A 19,813-nucleotide genomic window follows, 5' to 3' on the forward strand; every position below is an offset into this window, starting at 1 on the left:
TCCCAAAAGGAGTTATGATGGCTAATGAATGTCAATACTGCTCTAAAAAAATACCTATTTCAAAAGTTTTTTGTTCCAAAGATTGTAAAGAGAACTATTTTGAAAAAGCAATTATAAATATTCCAAAACCTTTCGTGAAAAGACTTTATTTCTTTTGTAATGAAAATGAAAGAGAAACTGAGATTTCAAAGTTTTGTGAAAGACACAATTGGAAAGAAAAGCTTGTAAAAGAAAAAATAGAAGAGATTTATTTAGAGTATTTTAAATGTGGATAAAAAAGTAGATTTTCTACTTTTTTATCTTGAAGTCTTAGTGACAACCACATCCTGTACCACAACCACCACCTGATGATTGTTGAGTTTGTTGTGCTGAACTAGCACCTGCTGCAGCTGTTGAACAAGCACTTACACCTGGAGGTGTAGTTGGTTGAATATCTGCATTTGATCTGTTATCATCTACATTTTCTAAGAATGAAATTAATCTAGAAGCAGCTTCCATATATCTTTTTGCAGAAATTGATTCTGGGTTAAAGTAAGTAATTGGTTTACCACCATCTCCACCTTCTCTAATTGCAGGCTCAATTGGTAAGTTTCCTAATACTTGAGTATTATATTGGTCAGCTAAATCTTCACAAGTTCCCATTCCAAAGATGTCAGACTCAGTTTCACATGAAGGACAAATAAATCCACTCATATTTTCAACAATTCCACCAATTGGAATATGTAACTTTTGGAACATATCTAAAGATCTTCTTGAATCATCAAGTGCAACATGCTGAGGAGTTGTAACATTAATACCAGCAGCAACAGGAACACTTTGTGCTAAAGTTAATTGAGCATCACCAGTACCTGGAGGCATATCAATAAATAAGATATCTAAGTTTTCCCATAAGATATCTCTTAACAGTTGTTGGATAGCTTTCATAATCATAGCACCTCTCCAAATAACTGCTTGACCTTCTTCCATTAAAACACCCATAGACATTACATCAACACCATAAGCATTTAAAGGTTTAGCTTTCTCACCAATAACTTCTACTTCACTTCCTTGTAATCCCATCATTCTAGGAATATTTGGACCATAAATATCAGCATCTAAGATACCAACTCTTTTACCTTGCATAGAAGCAGCAACAGCTAAGTTAACAGTAGTAGTTGATTTCCCAACTCCACCTTTACCAGAACTTACCATTACAATCTTTTTAATTTGTGGAGCAATATTTTTACCACTAACAGAGTTAGAGTTTTGCTTTGGAGCTTGTGGTTTATTGAATCCAAGTCTAACTTCAAGTCCAATAGCATTAATACAGGCATGAATATCTTTTCTTAACTGATCTTCAACTTCTTGTGCACTTGATGTAATATCTAATACAATTGAAGCTGTATTTCCATCTAATTGAACATCTTTTACAAATCCAAAATCCATAATAGATTTTTCAAATCCAGGATACTTAACTTTTTCAAGTTCCTTTTTAATCTCTTCTATAGTTGCCATAGAAAATTCCTTTTATAAAGTTTTATATTTAAATTTTTTGTATTATATTTTAAATAGGATAATTTTTGTCTTAATTAAACAAAATTTTAATATTTTTTATAAAAAGTAAAATAATGTTTACTTTTCTAAACACAATATTTTATCAAAAGTTTATGAAATACATAGAATTTTTATTGAATTTATATTTAGAGTTTTTTAAATTTTTATTTTTTGGAATAAATTTGAAGTTTTAAAATAAAAAAAGCATCCTTCAAATTATTATGAAGAATGCTTTTTGTTAGGTAATTTTGGATAAGTTTATGTTTTCACTCTTTTTATCCAACATTTCGTCAAAGCATTCGGCGCAATTACGAAATCAAAGATTTCTATTTCGCATCAAATCCTCGTAAATGCCGAAAAAGTGAAACTGTTCACTTTTTTATCCGACATTTACCATCGCATCACCGTGATCTTTTACAATCTTTTGTGTGATTTTATATGAACAAAACTTTGGTCCACACATAGAACAAAACTCTGCTTCTTTAAATACATCTTGAGGAAGAGTTTCATCATGATACTCTTTTGCTCTTTCAGGGTCTAAACATAATTCAAATTGTTTATTCCAGTCAAATGCATATCTTGCATCAGACATTTCATCATCAATATCTCTTGCACCTTTTCTTCCTCTTGCAATATCAGCAGAGTGAGCAGCAATTTTATATGCAATAATCCCTTCTCTTACATCTTTTGCATTTGGTAAACCTAAGTGCTCTTTTGGCGTAACATAACAAAGCATACTAGCTCCATGCCATCCACCAACAGCTGCACCAATTGCAGATGAAATATGGTCATAACCAGCAGCAATATCAGTTGTTAAAGGTCCTAAGATATAGAAAGGTGCCTCATGACAATACTCTTGCTCAATTTTCATATTTCTTTCAATTTGATTTAATGGAACGTGACCTGGTCCTTCAATCATAACTTGAACATCTTTTTCCCATGCTCTTTTTGTTAATTCACCCATTACTTTAAGTTCAGATAATTGAGCTTCATCAGAAGCATCTGCTAAACATCCTGGTCTTAAAGAGTCACCTAAAGATAATGATACATCGTATTTTCTACAAATATCTAAGATATCATCAAATGCATCGTAGAATGGATTTTCTTTATGGTAATGCATCATCCATGCAGCCATTAAAGAACCACCTCTTGAAACGATTCCCATTTTTCTTTTTGCAACATGAGGCATAAATTGAAGTAAGAATCCAGCGTGAATTGTAAAGTAAGAAACACCTTGTTGTGCTTGCTTTTCTAATACTTTTAACATTACATCAATAGATAAGTCTTCAATCTTATTGTTTACATCATGTAAGATTTGGTACATTGGAACTGTACCAATTGGCACATTAGAGTGAGCAATAACAGCTTCTCTAATTGCATCTAAGTCTCCACCAGTACTTAAGTCCATGATTGTATCAGCACCATATTTTAAACATACGTCAACTTTTTCAACTTCACCGTCAATATCTGAAGCTAAGGCTGATGAACCAATATTAGCATTAATTTTACAAGATGATGCAATTCCAATAGCCATTGGATTTAAGTTTCTATGATTTACATTCGCAGGAATAATTAGTCTTCCTCTTTCAATCTCAGATCTAATTAATTCAGGATCTAAATTTTCAACTTTTGCAACATACTCCATATCAGGAGTAATAATACCTTGCTTTGCATAATACATTTGTGTTCTAACTTTATCATCTTTATGATTATCTAGCCAATCTCTCATTTTAAAAATCCTATAATATTTATTTGATTGTGAGTTGATTATATCTAAATTTGTTTATAAAACCTTAATTAAATCAATTAATTTTGATTTATTATTTGTATAAGTTTCTTTTCTATATAATAGTTTTATTAAGAATAACGAGATAATTATGAAAAATAAAATTAAAGATAAAATTGATTCATTGCCACCATTACCAAATAGTATTATGGAACTTGAAGAGTTTAAAAAAGTAAAAGACTCTTCTCCTGATGAACTAATAAAGATTATTGAAAAAGACCCACTACTTGTGGCAAATATATTAAAAGTTGCTAACTCATCAATGTTTGGATTTAGAAGTAGTGTAGATACTTTAAGTAGGGCAATTAATCTTCTTGGAATAAATTTTACAATCTCTTTAGCAATTGGTTCAATTGTACAAAATACTGTAAAGTGTAACCTTTTAGCATATGGAATGACTACAGACGAATTTATTAACTTAAGTGCATTATCAACGAAAATCATAAATGAATGGGTTTCAAAATTTGATAATGAATTAAAAGAAGAGTTAATAATGCCTGCATTTTTACAAGAAACTGGTAAATTTATTATTGCTGGAATTATTGAGCAAGAAAACTTAGTTGAAGAGTTCAAAGAGGCTTTAAATAAAGAGAGTAATATCTCACTAGTTGAACTTGAATTTACAGGTTTTACAACTGCTAAAATAACTGCAAATCTATTTAAACATTGGGGTTTATCTCATAATCTAATATATCCAATTGGATTTGTAGAAGATATAGATGATGCGCCATCTGAATTTAAAAGAAAAGCTCAAGTTTTAAGGATTACAAAAGAGCTTACTAATTACAAAAATCCTTTAAACACTAATAGTATTGAAAAAGCTTCAAAACTTTCAAAAACTTATGACTTTGATGAAAAAATACTAAATAGCTCAATTAAAACAATAAAAGCTGAAATTCTGAAAAATTCTTAACTTTTCATAAGTAACATTAGATTATAATATGTAACTTTTTTACACAAAGGGGATATTGGTGTCTGATGTTACTTTAATAGTCTTATGCGCAGGGAATTCTACGCGTTTTAACCATAAGACGAAAAAGCAATGGCTTAGAATTGAAAATGAACCATTATGGCTAAATGTTACCAAAAGATTATCAAGTTTTTCTGATTTTGATAAGGTAATTATTACTGCCCATAAAAATGAAATATCATATATGGAAAATTTCAACGATGAGTATACCTATGTAACAGGTGGTGACACTAGACAAGAATCAATGGCAAACTCTTTAAAAGAGGTTACCACTAAATATGTAATGGTAACTGATGTAGCAAGAGCTTGTGTCCCTAAAAGTGTAATTGATAATCTACTCAACGAAAAAGGTTTAGCAGATTGTATTGTTCCTGTATTAGATGTATCTGACACAGTTATTTACAATGAAGCCACAATAAATAGAGATAATGTAAAACTTATTCAAACTCCGCAACTTTCAACTACTGATATATTAAAAAAAGCCCTAAATACAACAACTGAATTTACCGATGATAGTTCTGCCATTAAAGCGATTAATGGTTCTATTAAATATGTAAAAGGAAGCACTAAGAGCAAAAAACTTACGCATGGAGATGAAATAAATGAAATGCCTAGTTTAAAACCTGCTTCTAATAATTTTTTTACAGGTACTGGAATTGATATACATCAGTTTGAAGATGGTAAAAAAATGTATCTTGGTGGAGTTGAAATACCATGTGAGTATGGATTTAAAGCACACAGTGATGGAGATGTATTAATTCACTCTGTTATTGATGCTTTACTTGGAGCAGCAGGAGCTGGAGATATTGGAGAATTTTTCCCTGATACAGACCCTAAATACAAAGGTGCTGATTCAAAAGTTTTACTTCAAGAGATTGTAGAATTTATTTATAATGTTGGATATGAAATTGTAAATATTGACCTTACAATATTAGCTCAACAACCTAAAATCAATCCTTTTAAAAAAGATATAAAAAAACAATTATCACAAATTTTAGCCTTAGAAAAACAATTTATAAATATTAAAGCAACAACAGGTGAAAAAATGGGATTTGTTGGTAGAAAAGAAGGTGTGGCAGTTCAAAGTATTGCTACATTAAAATACTATAAATGGAAGTAAAATATGAATATTTTAATTATTGAAAATGAGATTTATTTAGCACAAAAGGTAGTTTCAAGACTACTAGATGACGGACACAGTTGTGATTATATAGAATCACCAAATATTGATAACTTATCAAAAGATTATGACATAGTACTTTTATCAACTTCACTTCCATCAAGTTTATGTAAAAACATAATCAAAAAATATAAAGAAAACTCAATTATACTTCTTTTAGTATCTTATATCTCAGATGAAACAGTTACTAACCCTATCAAAGATGGTGCAAAAGACTATATAATGAAACCATTCTTAATGGATGAACTTGTAAGAAAAATCTATCACTATAAAGAGTGTAGAAGTCTAAGAAGAGAGTTACAAACATTAAGAGAATATGTTGACTTTATTATGGAAGATGTAAACACTTCTGATACATTTTTACCTCCATCATTCCCAACATTAATAGAATCAAATTCTCAAAAATGTTCTGATAAGTTAGTATTTGAATTATCAAGAAGACTTGATATGCCTATCTCATTTATATCTTTAAACTGTACAAATTGGCAAAAGAAATTAAATGCTTTAGATAATAAAGGGATTATTTACCTAACAGAGTATCATAGTCTTAAGAAAACTGCTAAAGATAATCTAATCAAATTAATTGAACATAAAAATTGTGTGATTTCATCTTTAGAAAGCGAAGATGAATTCCCTTATAGAAAGATTGAATTTAACAATGAAAATCTACTTATGAGTACTACAAATATTATGACAATCAATGATTATGTAAAACTTATGGTTTTATCATACCAAGCAAAATATCCAGATACTGAACTATCTAAAAAACTTGGTATTTCAAGAAAATCTCTTTGGGAAAAGAGAAAAAAACTTGGTATTGAAAAAAAGAAGTAAGGTAAAATATGAACTTTAGAAAATTTTTCTTAACAGTTGGATACTCTGGGTTATCACCAAAAGCACCTGGGACAGTAGGTTCTTTTGTAGCCTTATTATTAGGTGTTGGAGTACTACAATTTTTTGATGTATCAACACTATTTTTATTAGGTTTATTAGTTACTGTATTTGCAGTAAAACAAATAGACATCTATGAAAAAGAAGTTGGAGAACATGATAGCAAAGAGATAGTTATTGATGAATTAGCAGGTATGTGGATAGCTTTATCTATTTGTAAACCAACGGAATCTAATATGCTTATTATGGCTATTTTGGCTTTTGTATTCTTCAGACTTTTTGATATTTGGAAACCTTCGATTATAGGAAGAATTGACCAGAATGTTAAAGGTGGTTGGGGAGTAATGGGTGATGATGTAGTAGCAGGTGTTGCTGCTGGTATTGCTGCCTCAGGTGTTTATCACTTAATTGCAAACTTTTTATAAAAGAGCTTGAAGAAAGAGGTTTAACTTCAACTCTTTTACAAGAGAATTAAAAAAGGGAAACTCAAATGAGTTTCCCTTTTTTTATAGCTAAATAACCTAAATTATTTAACTATCTTAGCAAACTCATCAAAGATATACTTAGACTCATGTGGTCCTGGAGATGCTTCTGGGTGATGTTGTACAGAGAAAATCTCTTTATTTTTATATTTTACACCCTCAATAGTTCCATCAAATAGATTCTTGTGAGTAATTTCAGCAATTTCTACAATTGAATCAGGAACATTATAGTTATGGTTTTGTGCAGTAATTTCTACTATTTTTGTTTCAGGATTTGCAACAGGGTGATTTCCTCCATGTTGTCCAAATGGTAACTTATATGTATCATGCCCATGAGCAATAGATAACATTTGGTGTCCTAAACAAATAGCAAACATTGGAATATTTGCAGTAATTAATTTTTGAACTTCTTTTTTCTCTTCAGTTAAAGTAAGTGGGTCACCTGGTCCATTTGATAAGAAAATACCACCGATTTCTTTTGCTTCAAATCTAGCAATTAAATCTTCAGCTTTAAATGTTGATGGAACAACTTCAACTTCTAATCCTGATTGAACTAATTCATTTAAGATATTTCTTTTTACACCAAAGTCAACAACAACTATTTTTTTATCACTCATAACAGCTTTGTTGTAAGCTTTTGCTTCATGATTCCAAGCTCCACTTTTATGAATATATGACTCTTTTGTTGAAACTTGTTCAATATAGTTAATATCTTCAATTCTTGGACTTTCACTTAGTTTCTTAGCTAACTCATGTTTATCAGAGATTTCAGTAGAAGCAATCATCATCATTGCACCCTCATCTCTAATCATTTTAGTTAAGTATCTTGTATCAATTGCCGTAATACCTAATACATTGTGCTCTTTTAATAATGAGTCTAAATCACCCTCTCCTCTATAGTTAGAGTATTCATGGTGATAATTTCTAACTAAAACACCTTTACAGTATGCTGTTTTACTTTCCATATCATCTTCATTTACACCAACATTTCCAATTTCTGGCATTGTAAATGTAATAAACTGACCTGCATATGATGGATCAGTAATGATTTCTTGGTAACCAGTTAGTGATGTATTAAATACTACTTCTCCAACAGATGTACCAGTTGCACCAAAAGATTTCGCTTCTAAAAATGTTCCGTTTTCTAAGTAAATCCAAACTTTTTGCATCTTATATTAACCCTCTTTTAATTAATTCTTCTTCATATAATCTATGATAAACTAAATCATAATCCTCAGTTCCTGGTATTAACTTTCTTTTATAGTTTTTAAGCTTAGCTAATACCAGAGAATCTGCTTCTTCAAAACCTTTCATAAACTCATCAATTGATGAGAATATTACATTTTTCACTTGATTGTCTGAGCAAGTATAGTGGATATAATCCTCTTCCCATAAGAAATCTAATACTTGATGAGCAATATCTGAGAATCTATCTTCATTATTTAAAATAACACCAAAGTCGTTTGCCAATCTTTTTTTAGTCATCCAAAAAAGTTGTCTTCTATCAGCATTTAACATTTCGATTTCTTCATCTTGTCCATCAAGAATCTGATCAACTTTTTCGTCTAGTTCAAACTCTTTTTCTATATCAGCATCCATAATTCTTTCGATTTGAGCTTCAATAGAGTTTTTATCTTTTCTTACTTCTACAAAGTCACAAGAGATTAAGTCTCTTGTAATTCTTCTAGAAATATATGGTGTATGATGTAATTTGATTCTCATCCTCTTACCCCCTTATAATAGTGTCTGCTCTCTCAGGAGATGTCGAAACAATCCCAACTTTTACAGCTGTTACCTCTTCAATTTTTTCAATATATTTTTTTGCATTCTCTGGAAGTTTGTCATAATCTCTACAACCAACAACACTATCCCATCCATCAATTTCAACATAAACAGGTTTTACATCTTCTAAATCTGATGGTACATAATCAATAATTTCACCGTTTGCTAACTCGTAAGCTGTACAAACTTTGATTTTTTCAAAACCATCTAATACATCAAGTTTCATTAATGCTAGTTGGTCACAACCATTAAGTCTTCCTGCATGTTTAACAGCAACAGCATCAAACCATCCACATCTTCTTTTTCTTCCAGTTGTTGTACCAAACTCTTTCCCTACATCTGCCATAGTATCACCAGCAGTTCCAAAGTCTTCTGTTGGGAAAGGACCATTTCCAACTCTAGTACAGTAAGCTTTTGTAATTCCAGTTACAATACCAATATCTTTTGGGTTTAATCCAAGACCAGTACAAGCTCCAGCACTTACAGTACTTGAAGAAGTAACATATGGGTATGTACCATGGTCAATATCAAGCATAGTTCCTTGAGCACCTTCTAATAATACTTTTTTATTATCATCTAATGCATTCCAAACCATGTTTGTAGTGTTTGTAATAAATGGTTCTAAAGCAGTTTTGTACTCAGTTAATAAAGCTAATAGTTCATCTTTATTTGGAGTTGCAATCTCTAATACATCAAAAATTGCTCTATTTTGTTCAAAGTACTCTAAGATTTTTCCTGTTAATTTTTCAGGATTTAATAATTCACCAACTCTGTGTCCAATTCTGTTAATTTTATCAGAGTATGCAGGTCCAATTCCTTTTCCTGTTGTACCAATAGCCTTATCACCTTTTAATCTCTCTTTTGCTTGATCAATTAGTGCATGGTATGGTAAGTTTAAGTGAGCTTTATCTGAAATATAAAGTCTACCCTCTAAGTTCTCAAATTGACTCATCTCTTTGATAATTGATTCTGGTGATAAAACTACACCATTTCCTATAACATTTATAGCTTTTGGATTTAAAACTCCAGAAGGAATTAAGTGAAGTGCATACTTTACACCATCTACCCAAATAGTATGACCTGCATTATGACCACCTTGGCTTCTACAAACCATGTCATAATTTTGTGCTAGCATATCAACTATCTTACCTTTTCCTTCATCACCCCACTGGATACCAACTATTAAATCTGCTCTCATATATTATTCCTAATCCTCTAAAATTTTTAATAAACTATCTGTATAAAGTGCAAAACCTAATGAACATGTACCTTCACTTGAGTACATACCACCTTTACATACTGTTAAGTTGTCACTTATAACTCTATAATAAACACCATTGTAATATTTCAGTGAACCATAATATAATGGAGCAATTACAATATTGTTGTAGTTTACTTCACTTGCTTTTTTGTATAGTTTTTCTAACTCAACTTTAATTGAGTCTGGAACTATTTGCATAACTTTTTCTAAGTCATTTAAATCTTTAACTTTTATAAGTTCGTTTAACCATTTACAATCTAATTTAAATAGTGATGCTATTTCACCATTTTTAAATAAATCAATATCAATATTTAATTCACTTGCAACAAGTTTTGGAATATTGATATTTGAGATTTGAAATACTGGTTCTAAGTCTAATGCTTTTAAAATATCTGCTGTTAAATTCATTACATCAGAGATATTATCATGACCTATCCACTCACATCCAATTTGATACTCTTCATTTGATGGATAAGTAAATACAGGTTGAACATAAAACCATTTTTTATGGTCTGTTGTTCTTCCTAATCTTTTTGAGATAATTCTTACTACATCTAAAGTAGAATCTGCTCTTAATGATACTTGTTCATTATCTTCATCTGAAAATTTAATTAACTTTTTTTCATCTGCAATTGATTGGTGTTGCGAGTATGAAAAGTTTGGTGTTAATATCTCTTCAAATCCATTGTCGTCTAATATTTCACAAACTCTATTTTCTAAAACTCTTTTAGCTTTTGCAGCTTTTGCGAAATATAATCTACTTCCCTTTGGAATTTCGTGTTCAAAAACCATAACTACTAGTTTCCTTTGAACATCTGCTCAAGAAATACTTTATTAGCTGTTCCATCAAATGCTCTTAAATCAAGTTCATCCATAGCTAATTCAATTGCATTTACAACCCATGCAGCTTCAAAATCTTCTACTAATCCCATATGATTAATTCTGAAAATTAATGTTTTGATATGATCTTGTCCACCTGCAATATTCACATTATATTTAGTTTTTAAAATTTTTCTAATTTGTGGTGCATGCTCAGTATAAATTGTAGTCATTGCATTTGCAGGACTTTGAGGGAAAATTTCACATCCAATTGCACTTAATGCTTCTCTTGTAGCTTTTGCTCTTAAAGCTGTTTTTTCATAAAGTGCATCATATCCACCATTTTCTTTGATATGCGCTAAAATCTCTTTTAATCCAATGATTAAAGTTGTAGCTGCTGTCCATGCTGTAGTATTTGTTCTTTGTTTTTTAATCTCAGTAGCTAAGTTGAAATAGAATCCTCTAGCTTTTGTTTCTATTTTAGCAACAGCTTCATTTGATAAACCAATTACAGCTAATCCTGGTGGTAACATTAAAGCTTTTTGACTTCCTGTAATAACAGCGTCTAAATTTGTTGTATCAATCTTTTCAACACCAATTGCTGTAATTCCATCAGCAACAATTGTAATATCTTTATTAATCTTTTTAACTTCTTGTGCGATTTGTTCAACTGGATGTCTTAATCCACCTGCACTCTCACAAACTTGAATAAAAATTGCATCTATATCACTGTCATTTTTTACAGCTTCTACAACTGCTTCAACACTTACAGGTACATTCCATTCATTTTTAATTTCTGTATATTCAATATCAAAAGCTTTACAAATTTTTCCGAATCTCTCACCAAACTTCCCTGAGTTAATAGTAAGAGCTTTTTTATGAGTTAAGTTTGTAACACAAGCTTCCATAGCTCCTGAACCACTTGATGCAAGCATTACAACCTCATCCATTCCATATAATTCAAATAGTAATTCTCTAGTTTGTTCAAAAATTGCTTCAAACTCTGGCGTTCTATGGTGAATAGTTACATCAGCCATTGCCTTTCTTACAAATTCTGGTACTGGAGTAGGACCTGGAGTTAATAGCATTTCATATTCCTTAATTTTCTTTCTTTATAGCAAAACATGATATTTTAGCTAATAGTTTATTATTAAACGGTTAAGCAAATAAAATAACAGAAATTATAAAAAAACTGTTATTTTCTCTTGACAAAAGAATTTTTTTGATGTACAATCTCCATAATTTATTACTTTTATACAGAAGTAATAGTAAAAATCTATAAAATAACAAAGGAAATAACAAATGGCAAAAGAATTAAAAGAAAAAAAAGTTGCTAAAATCGCTAAGAAAGCTACTAAAAAAGTAGTATCTAAGAAAAAAGACGTAAAAAAAGTTGCTAAAAAAGTTACTAAAAAAGTATTAAAATTAAAACCAACTAAAGTAAAAACTGCTAAAAAAGCTGCAAAAGTTGCTGCTAAAAAAGCTGCGTAATTAAATTACACCCTTCTTTTAAAGGTAGTACGAAAGTGCTGCCTTTTTTTATGCCTTTTTAACAAGAAACAAATTAAAATAAGCTCTTAAAATAAATTTTACAAAAAAGATAAACTATGGATTTAAATGTTTGGATAACACTATTATTAGCTTCTATTGCAATCTCTGTTTCACCTGGTGCAGGTGCAGTTGTTTCAATGAATCATGGAATTAAATATGGATTAAAAAAATCATATGCAGCTATCTTTGGTCTTCAAGCTGGATATATTATTCAAACTTTTATTGTAGTAATAGGACTTGGAGCTTTAATTGCAAAGTCTGTTATGCTTTTTAACATAATCAAATGGATTGGTGTTGCTTATTTAGTATATCTTGGTATCTCTAAATTTATTGAAAAAGTAGAGATTATAGATGAGAGTAATCAATTAAATGACTATAATGCTAAAAAATCTTTTGTACATGCTACTTTGATTAACCTAACAAATGCAAAGGCAACTGTTTTTTTAGTGGCTTTTATACCACAGTTTCTTAATCCGAATGAATCACTATTATTACAATTTGTAATTATTGGTCTTACTTTATGTATTGTTGACATTTTTGTTATGACAGGATATTCAAGCCTTGCTTCAAAATTAAAATTCTTGATAAAAGATGTTAGAGCAATGAAAATTCAAAATAGAATTACTGGTAGTTTTTTGATTTTAGCAGCAATTTTTATGTCTGCTGCAAAAAAATCTTAGAAATTTCAAAATTTTTCTAATGCCCATTTTATAGTCTTTCAAAGGCTATTTATTACTAACTAGTAATATTAATCAATGTTTAACCTCTTGACAAATACTACTAACTAGTAATATAATTTCAACAAGGAGTTAAATCATGAGTAATAAATCAATTAAAAGTTATGGAAAAAGAACAGACAAATCTATGAAAGCAGTTGTAAGACTTGAAAGACTTAGATTAAAGATTCATAACCAAACAGTAAACTATTTAAATGATTTTAACCTTACCTTTAATCAGTTTAAAGTACTTGAAGTACTTTATCACAGAGGAGACTTAAATATAGGTTCTATTACAAAACTTACAATGAGTACTCCTGGAAATATTACTGTTGTTGTAAGAAATCTTAAAAGAGATGGATGGATTACTTCAATTAGTGACCCTGAAGATAAAAGAGCTTCGATTTTAACGCTTACTTTAAAAGGCACTGAAGTAATAGAAACAGTATTTCCAAATCACGCGCAGAACTTGTATAAATCACTTGAAGTTTTAAGTGATGAAGAACTAGATACTTTTTATGAACTTTTGAATAAAGTTTATAAAGCAAATTAAAAAAATTTAAAATAATAGTACTAACTAGTACAACCTAAAAGGATGAATAAAATGACAAAATTAGTAAAACTTGGATTAGCTTCAATTTTAAGTGCAGGTGCTTTATATGCAGGAACATACAATGTTGACACAAGTCACTCAAATGTTGGATTTAAAGTTAAACATATGATGATTTCAAATGTAACTGGTAAATTTGATACTTTTAATGGTTCTTTTGAATATGATGAGAAAACAAATTCATTAAAATCATTAAATGGTATTGTTGAAGTAAAATCAATTAATACTGCAAATAAAAAAAGAGATGATCACTTAAGAGCAAGTGACTTTTTTGCTGCAGATAAATACCCTCAAATTAAATTTGATTTAAATAAAGTAGAAGATGACAAAGCTTATGGAAAATTAACAATGAGAGGTGTTACTAAAGATGTTGTTTTAGATGTTGAAACAAATGGAACAATCAAAGATCCTTGGGGAAATACTAGAGCTGGTTTAGTACTTGAAGGTAAAGTAAATAGAATGGATTATGGAATTAAATATAACTCTGTTTTAGAAGCTGGTGGTGTTGCAGTTGGTGAAAAAGTAAAACTAATTGTTGAATTAGAAGGAATATTAGCTAAATAATAAGCTATTTTAAAATTTAAAGGAATTCAAATGTACCCTACACTATTTATTTCACATGGAGCACCTAATATAATTTTGGGTAATTCCTTTTCTAAAAAAAATATTAACAAGTTTTCAAAAACTCTTGATAAACCAAAATATATCATTATCTTTTCAGCTCATTATCTTACTAATGACTTAAAGATTTTAGATTATGAAAAACCTGAATTATTATATGACTTTTATGGTTTTGAAAAAGAGTTATATGATTATGAATATGAAATAAATAGTAATGAAGAGATTTCCCTTAAAGTAATGAAGCATTTAAATAATCATAATTTAAATGCTTCCATTCATAAAGGTAAAAATAGTTTTGACCATGGAGTATGGACTACTTTATCAATGATGTATAAAAATATTGATATTCCTGTTGTTCAAATAAGCTTACCCAAAAGCTATTCCTATGAACAATTAATAACTTTAGGAGAGGCACTTAAAGATTTAAAAAATGAAGCAATGATAATAGCTAGCGGAGGATTAACACATAATCTATCTGATATAAGTCCTAATCCAAAAGTAAAAAAATATGCAAAAGATTTTAATGATTATGTTTGTGATGCAATAACTAATGGTAGTAAAGAGAAACTACTAAGAAGTACCCAAGAGCCGATGTTTTATATGAATCATCCAACTGCTGAGCACTTTTTACCATTATTTATTGCATTTGGTAGTGCTTTTAATAAAAAAGGTATTTCATTTAATAGTGAAATTGTTTATTCAAACATCTCAATGGAGTGTTTTGCTTTTGATTTAAAGGATTGAAAATGTTAAGAAAATTACCAAAAAATAATATGGGAACTTCAAATTTAGGTTGGCTAGAGAGTAGATTTCATTTCTCTTTTGCAGAGTATAGAAATCCTCAAAATGTAAACTTTGGAGTTTTAAGAGTATTAAATGATGATATTGTTCATCCAAAAAGTGGCTTTGACATGCATCCCCATGAAAATATGGAAATTATTTCATATATAGTTGATGGGGAAATAACACACAAAGACTCTATGGGAAATCAAGAGACTTTAAAAAGAGGTGAAGTTCAATACTTAAGTGCTGGAGATGGTATCTTTCATAGTGAACATAATCTTCATGAAAGCAAAGATTTAAGGCTTTTACAAATTTGGGTTTACCCACCTAAAAGAGGTCTTCCAAGACTTTATGGCTCTGAGAAATTTACAAAAGATGAAAGAGAAAACAAACTTTTAAATATTGTTTCATCAACAAATGGCAATGGAAAAATAAAAATTCATCAAGATGTAAATCTGTATGTAAGTGAATTAGAAAAAGATAAATCAATTGAATTTGACATTGATGAGAATAGACAAGTTTATTTTGTTCAAATTGAAGGAGAATCTTCAATAAACGATACTAAACTTGATTTTGGTGATGCAATGGAAATTACAAAAGAGTATAAAATCAAAATAGAAGCATTAAGTAATTCGCATTTTCTTTTTATTGAAATGAAAGAGGCATAAAACTTACTAGACTAAAAATTTATATGATAAAATACAAAATATAAATTTTTAGGTCTAATCTACAATGAAACATAAAATACTTTTAAATGGTGTGGGAAGAATCGGGAAAGCTATTTTAAAACAGCTTTTAGAAAATGATAATATTCAAATTATTGCTATTAATGAAATAAATCCTTATATTGAAAATATTGTATATTCAATTAATCATGACTCTACATATGGTAACTTAGATGATAGATTTAAAGTAACTGATAAAAACTATATTCAAAACTCAAAAAACAAAATTAAAATACTAAATTTTAAAAGTCTAGAAGATATTGATTTATTAGATATTGATTTTATAATTGATGCAAGTGGAGTTAAACATGATATAAAAATACTTGAAAAACTTGATGTGAAAGCTATTTTCTTAACTCATGCAAATGAAACTGCTCATAAAAATATTATCTTAGGAGTAAATGAAGAAGAGCTTGATATAAAAAAACATAAAGTAATATCTACAAGTTCATGCAATGCCACAGCCCTGCTTCCTGCACTCAAAATAATAAATGACTCAAAACATATTGTTTGTGGGGATATTGCGACTATTCATCCTTTACTTAATCATCAAAGAGTTTTAGATGGCAATTTTGTTGGAAGTGCCACAAGAGATGTTGACTATAACTTTGAGTTTGGAAGGTCAGCAACACAAAATATCATCCCAAATAATACAACAACAATAAAAGCATGTTCTTATGTAATGCCTTTCATAAATCATGATTTAATTTCATCAAACTCTCTTAGAGTTCCAACTGATACAGTAGGTGCTATAAATGTATGTTTATTTACTCAAAAAGATTCATCAAAAGAAGAGATTATAAAAATATTTGAAGAGTATCAATCAAATCAAAAGCATCCAATAGTATTTAATAATACAGAACCTCTTGTATCAAGTGATTTTAAAAAAGAGAAATTTACAACTATAATTGACCATAGATATACAGATGTAAAAAACAAAAAAATGATAAAGCTTTTAGTTTGGTACGACAATGAATGGGGTTATGCTTCAAAAACAATAGAGATTTTAAAATACTATATAAATAAAAAAGGGTAAGCTAAAAAGCTTACCCTTTTTTGTATCTTGGCAAAAGTTTATACTAGATAAAATCTACACCTTTTTCACCTTCAGCTATTTCACCGATTACATAACCATCAGTGTTTGCTAATACAGCGTCTACATTTGCAGGATTTACTACAAGAACCATACCAACACCCATATTAAATGTTCTGTACATTTCTTCTAATTCTACATGCTCAGACATAAATTCAAAGATTGGTAAAACTTTGATTTTTGATCTATCAACAACAGCTTTTAAGTTATCAGGTAAAACTCTTGGTAAATTCTCAGTAATACCACCACCTGTGATATGTGCTAAGGCATTAATATTTTCTTTATTTGCTTTAAACTCTTTTACATAAATTCTAGTTGGCTCTAATAATACATCTTTTAAAGGCTTCCCTTGGAAATCATCATCTAAAGACATACCTAATTTTTCTAATAATAGTTTTCTAACTAGCGAGAAACCATTTGAGTGAACACCAGAAGATGGTAATGCAATTAAAGTATCTCCAGTTTGAATTCTTTCAACTCTGTTTAACTCTTCTTTTTCAGCAATACCTACACAAAAACCAGCTAAATCAAAATCACCTTCTTTGTACATACCTGGCATCTCAGCAGTTTCACCACCAACTAAGGCACACTCAGATCTAATACAACCCTCAGCAATACCTTTTACAACATCAGTAGCTTCTTCAACTTCTAATTTTGCAGTTGCATAATAATCTAAGAAGAATAATGGCTCTCCGAAGTTACATAATAAATCGTTTGTACACATTGCAACTAAATCAATTCCAACTGTATCAAATTTTTTTGCATCAATTGCTAACTTTAATTTTGTACCAACACCATCAGTTCCTGATAAAATTACTGGTTGTTTATATCCAGTAGGAAGTTCAAATGCACCTGCGAATGATCCAATTCCACCTAATACACCAGGAATCATTGTTGATTTAACATATGGTTTAATATTTTCTACAAACTGATTTCCAGCATCAATATCTACACCAGCATCTTTGTAACTAACTGTTGCCATTTTTCACCTTTTTTCTACGAGTTTTCTAATATCTTACTTAGTTTAAAATTTTTTTGGTATTATAACGAAATGTTTATAAATATTAAGGATTATATACAATGAATAATATCGCATTTAATGAAATGATGGTACACGTGCCATTATGTACGCATAAAGAAGCTTCAAATGTATTAATTATCGGTAGTGCAGACGAAGAATTAAAAGAGCAGGCAGCTAAACATAATAAAACTTCAAATATTGAATTTGGAGATAAATCACTTTTAACATCTAAAAATGAAAAAGATATTGATGTAATTATTTTAACAGATGTTGAAGTAGATGAACTATTATTAGCAAATATTGAAAGAGTTTTAAAAGATGATGGTTTAATCACTTTTGCAACTGAATCTTTCTCTAAAAATGAAGAAAAATTAAAAGCTGATTTAACATTAGTTGGTGAGAAGTTCTGGATTGCTATGCCATTTAGATTTGGACACCAAACATCTATTTTAGCTTCAAAAAGATACCACCCAACTGCTGATGTTGTATTACAAAGATCTGATTTATTAGATGATTTACAATACTACTCAACTGAAATCCACAGTGCAGTTTTTGTATTCCCAAAAGCCGAGCATGTGGCACTTACAGGTATCGCTAAAAGATAAAATCTTACATTAAATTTTAAATAAATCATTATTATTGTAGAATCTCTTCTATGAATAGTGATTTATTTAAAAATGCAATAGCCTTAACAGGCGGAATTTCTACAGGAAAAAGTACAGTTTGTAACCTTTTTAAACTACATGGTTTTCTAATTATTGATGCGGATAAAATTGCACATAAACTATTAGATGAAAATAGTGCAAAGATTTCAGAGATGTTTGGAAGTCAGTATGTAGATAAAGATGGAAAAGTAATTAGAAAAGAGCTAGGTAAAATCATCTTCTCAAATGAAGAGAATAAACTAAGACTTGAAGCACTTTTACACCCACTTATCAAAGAAGAGATTATAAAACAATCAAGACTTTTTGAGAGTCAAAATAAACCATACTTTATTGATATCCCTCTATTTTTTGAGAAGATGCATTATCCAATCCCAAGATCTTTAGTTGTTTATACTCCAAGAGATATACAAATTCAAAGATTAATGAAAAGAGATAATATCAATGAAGAAGAAGCAATCTTAAAAATTTCAAATCAATGGGATATTGAAAAGAAAAAAGATTTAGCCCATATGGTAATAGATAACTCAAAAGATTTAAAAAACTTACAAAATGAAGTTGAAAGAATTATGGAGGAGATAATATGACATATGCAAAATATAGTGCAAGTGGAAATGACTTTGTAATTTTTCACACATTTATAGAAAAAGATTACTCACAAGAAGCAATAAAATATTGCAATAGAAATGAAGGAATTGGTGCAGATGGCTTTGTAGCACTTGTTCCAAGTAATGAAGCTGATTTTAAATGGCTTTTTTATAATAGCGATGGTAGCCATGCTGCTATGTGTGGAAATGCTACTAGAGCAGTTGCTCACTATGCTTATAATAATGGTTTAGCACCATCATCAATGAAGTTTTTAACTGATGCTGGTTTAATTGAATCAAATGTAGAAGAAAATATAGTTGAAACACAAATGACAAAACCAATAGTAATAAAAGAGCCTTTTGAACAAGAAGGTCTTACTTGGTATTTAATTGATACAGGTGTTCCTCATTTAGTAACTTTAGTTGATGATTTAGAGAGTTATGACCATGACTTATGTGCAAAAATGAGATATGAACACAATGCAAATGTAAACTTTGCAAAAGTTCAAGAAGATGGAACTTTAAAAGTAAGAACTTATGAAAGAGGTGTTGAAGGTGAAACACTTGCTTGTGGTACAGGAATGGTTGCATGTTTTTTAAGAGCAAATGATCTAGGACTTGTTGATAAAAAAGCTTTTGTTTATCCAAAAAGTAATGAAGAACTTACAATCTCTAAAATAGATGACAAAATCTATTTTAAAGGTGCTGTAAAGAAAGTATTTACAACGACAGTTTAATAT

General features: G+C 29.6%; 23 protein-coding genes. 15 read left to right on the forward strand and 8 right to left on the reverse strand.

From position 1 onward, the window contains the following. Nucleotides 1-17 precede the first annotated feature (17 nt). Nucleotides 18-275 (forward strand): hypothetical protein, encoded by a 258-nt coding sequence (locus ACH5BF_RS02890; protein WP_423272539.1) that lies wholly within the window; start codon nucleotides 18-20, stop codon nucleotides 273-275. A gap of 34 nt (nucleotides 276-309) precedes the next feature. Here the strand turns inward: ACH5BF_RS02890 and ACH5BF_RS02895 are convergent, their stop codons facing one another. Both ACH5BF_RS02895 and thiC read right to left on the reverse strand, forming a co-directional pair. Then, nucleotides 310-1,494, reverse strand: coding sequence for an Mrp/NBP35 family ATP-binding protein (locus tag ACH5BF_RS02895; RefSeq protein ID WP_423272540.1), 1,185 nt, complete (start codon nucleotides 1,492-1,494; stop codon nucleotides 310-312). A gap of 418 nt (nucleotides 1,495-1,912) precedes the next feature. Continuing rightward, on the reverse strand, nucleotides 1,913-3,262 hold the full coding sequence (gene thiC, locus ACH5BF_RS02900) for a phosphomethylpyrimidine synthase ThiC (protein ID WP_423272542.1): 1,350 nt from the start codon (nucleotides 3,260-3,262) through the stop codon (nucleotides 1,913-1,915). Nucleotides 3,263-3,410: 148 nt separating this feature from the next. Here thiC and ACH5BF_RS02905 point away from each other — a divergent pair, with 148 nt between their 5' ends. The 4 genes from ACH5BF_RS02905 to ACH5BF_RS02920 are packed head-to-tail and all read left to right on the forward strand — an operon-like array spanning nucleotide 3,411 to nucleotide 6,785. After that, nucleotides 3,411-4,232: an HDOD domain-containing protein gene (locus tag ACH5BF_RS02905; protein WP_423272543.1), complete on the forward strand. Its 822-nt coding sequence runs from the start codon at nucleotides 3,411-3,413 to the stop codon at nucleotides 4,230-4,232. 58 nt (nucleotides 4,233-4,290) lie between these two features. After that, nucleotides 4,291-5,409: a bifunctional 2-C-methyl-D-erythritol 4-phosphate cytidylyltransferase/2-C-methyl-D-erythritol 2,4-cyclodiphosphate synthase gene (locus ACH5BF_RS02910; RefSeq protein WP_423272545.1), complete on the forward strand. Its 1,119-nt coding sequence runs from the start codon at nucleotides 4,291-4,293 to the stop codon at nucleotides 5,407-5,409. Between the two features lie 3 nt (nucleotides 5,410-5,412). After that, the gene (locus ACH5BF_RS02915) at nucleotides 5,413-6,303 is read left to right on the forward strand and encodes a DNA-binding transcriptional response regulator (protein ID WP_423272546.1); all 891 of its coding nucleotides are present in this window, start codon (nucleotides 5,413-5,415) and stop codon (nucleotides 6,301-6,303) included. 8 nt (nucleotides 6,304-6,311) lie between these two features. Then, nucleotides 6,312-6,785 carry a phosphatidylglycerophosphatase A family protein gene (locus ACH5BF_RS02920; RefSeq protein WP_423272547.1) on the forward strand — a complete coding sequence of 158 codons (474 nt, stop codon included), beginning with the start codon at nucleotides 6,312-6,314 and terminating at the stop codon, nucleotides 6,783-6,785. A 101-nt stretch (nucleotides 6,786-6,886) separates the two neighbouring features. Here ACH5BF_RS02920 and carA read toward each other — a convergent pair whose 3' ends face one another. From carA to ACH5BF_RS02945, 5 genes are read right to left on the reverse strand one after another with little or no spacing between them, the layout of a single operon-like run. Beyond that, nucleotides 6,887-8,011 carry a glutamine-hydrolyzing carbamoyl-phosphate synthase small subunit gene (carA, locus tag ACH5BF_RS02925; RefSeq protein WP_423272548.1) on the reverse strand — a complete coding sequence of 375 codons (1,125 nt, stop codon included), beginning with the start codon at nucleotides 8,009-8,011 and terminating at the stop codon, nucleotides 6,887-6,889. A gap of 1 nt (nucleotide 8,012) precedes the next feature. Further along, complete coding sequence (locus ACH5BF_RS02930) at nucleotides 8,013-8,564, reverse strand: DUF507 family protein (protein ID WP_423272549.1); 552 nt, start codon at nucleotides 8,562-8,564, stop codon at nucleotides 8,013-8,015. A 4-nt stretch (nucleotides 8,565-8,568) separates the two neighbouring features. Continuing rightward, entirely contained in the window at nucleotides 8,569-9,822 is a 1,254-nt protein-coding gene (locus ACH5BF_RS02935) for an adenylosuccinate synthase (RefSeq protein ID WP_423272550.1), read from the reverse strand. A 9-nt stretch (nucleotides 9,823-9,831) separates the two neighbouring features. Then, the gene (locus tag ACH5BF_RS02940; protein ID WP_423272551.1) at nucleotides 9,832-10,677 is read right to left on the reverse strand and encodes an ATP phosphoribosyltransferase regulatory subunit; all 846 of its coding nucleotides are present in this window, start codon (nucleotides 10,675-10,677) and stop codon (nucleotides 9,832-9,834) included. 5 nt (nucleotides 10,678-10,682) lie between these two features. Further along, complete coding sequence (locus tag ACH5BF_RS02945) at nucleotides 10,683-11,792, reverse strand: pyridoxal-phosphate-dependent aminotransferase family protein (protein WP_423272552.1); 1,110 nt, start codon at nucleotides 11,790-11,792, stop codon at nucleotides 10,683-10,685. Between the two features lie 214 nt (nucleotides 11,793-12,006). Here ACH5BF_RS02945 and ACH5BF_RS02950 point away from each other — a divergent pair, with 214 nt between their 5' ends. From ACH5BF_RS02950 to ACH5BF_RS02980, 7 genes are all read left to right on the forward strand, one after another. Next, entirely contained in the window at nucleotides 12,007-12,195 is a 189-nt protein-coding gene (locus tag ACH5BF_RS02950; protein WP_423272553.1) for a hypothetical protein, read from the forward strand. Nucleotides 12,196-12,311: 116 nt separating this feature from the next. Next, complete coding sequence (locus ACH5BF_RS02955) at nucleotides 12,312-12,935, forward strand: LysE family transporter (protein ID WP_423272555.1); 624 nt, start codon at nucleotides 12,312-12,314, stop codon at nucleotides 12,933-12,935. Between the two features lie 136 nt (nucleotides 12,936-13,071). Beyond that, nucleotides 13,072-13,524 (forward strand): MarR family winged helix-turn-helix transcriptional regulator, encoded by a 453-nt coding sequence (locus tag ACH5BF_RS02960; RefSeq protein ID WP_423272556.1) that lies wholly within the window; start codon nucleotides 13,072-13,074, stop codon nucleotides 13,522-13,524. 51 nt (nucleotides 13,525-13,575) lie between these two features. Further along, nucleotides 13,576-14,145: a YceI family protein gene (locus tag ACH5BF_RS02965; RefSeq protein WP_423272558.1), complete on the forward strand. Its 570-nt coding sequence runs from the start codon at nucleotides 13,576-13,578 to the stop codon at nucleotides 14,143-14,145. Between the two features lie 30 nt (nucleotides 14,146-14,175). Beyond that, nucleotides 14,176-14,946 carry a DODA-type extradiol aromatic ring-opening family dioxygenase gene (locus tag ACH5BF_RS02970; RefSeq protein WP_423272559.1) on the forward strand — a complete coding sequence of 257 codons (771 nt, stop codon included), beginning with the start codon at nucleotides 14,176-14,178 and terminating at the stop codon, nucleotides 14,944-14,946. A gap of 2 nt (nucleotides 14,947-14,948) precedes the next feature. Further along, nucleotides 14,949-15,653 carry a pirin family protein gene (locus tag ACH5BF_RS02975; RefSeq protein WP_423272560.1) on the forward strand — a complete coding sequence of 235 codons (705 nt, stop codon included), beginning with the start codon at nucleotides 14,949-14,951 and terminating at the stop codon, nucleotides 15,651-15,653. A gap of 64 nt (nucleotides 15,654-15,717) precedes the next feature. Then, a complete protein-coding gene (locus ACH5BF_RS02980; protein WP_423272561.1) occupies nucleotides 15,718-16,746 on the forward strand; it encodes a glyceraldehyde 3-phosphate dehydrogenase NAD-binding domain-containing protein in 1,029 nt (342 codons plus the stop codon). A gap of 43 nt (nucleotides 16,747-16,789) precedes the next feature. On the opposite strand, the gene purM is transcribed toward ACH5BF_RS02980, so the two are convergent. Continuing rightward, nucleotides 16,790-17,785 carry a phosphoribosylformylglycinamidine cyclo-ligase gene (purM, locus tag ACH5BF_RS02985; protein WP_423272562.1) on the reverse strand — a complete coding sequence of 332 codons (996 nt, stop codon included), beginning with the start codon at nucleotides 17,783-17,785 and terminating at the stop codon, nucleotides 16,790-16,792. A gap of 98 nt (nucleotides 17,786-17,883) precedes the next feature. Here purM and ACH5BF_RS02990 point away from each other — a divergent pair, with 98 nt between their 5' ends. The 3 genes from ACH5BF_RS02990 to dapF are packed head-to-tail and all read left to right on the forward strand — an operon-like array spanning nucleotide 17,884 to nucleotide 19,810. Further along, nucleotides 17,884-18,429 carry a spermine/spermidine synthase domain-containing protein gene (locus tag ACH5BF_RS02990; protein ID WP_423272563.1) on the forward strand — a complete coding sequence of 182 codons (546 nt, stop codon included), beginning with the start codon at nucleotides 17,884-17,886 and terminating at the stop codon, nucleotides 18,427-18,429. Between the two features lie 50 nt (nucleotides 18,430-18,479). Continuing rightward, complete coding sequence (coaE, locus tag ACH5BF_RS02995) at nucleotides 18,480-19,073, forward strand: dephospho-CoA kinase (RefSeq protein ID WP_423272564.1); 594 nt, start codon at nucleotides 18,480-18,482, stop codon at nucleotides 19,071-19,073. Continuing rightward, entirely contained in the window at nucleotides 19,070-19,810 is a 741-nt protein-coding gene (gene dapF / locus ACH5BF_RS03000; protein ID WP_423272566.1) for a diaminopimelate epimerase, read from the forward strand. The genes coaE and dapF overlap by 4 nt, the downstream gene beginning before the upstream one ends. Nucleotides 19,811-19,813: the final 3 nt, after the last annotated feature.

The organism is Arcobacter pernae, from assembly GCF_049472135.1.
GTDB lineage: Bacteria > Campylobacterota > Campylobacteria > Campylobacterales > Arcobacteraceae > Arcobacter_B.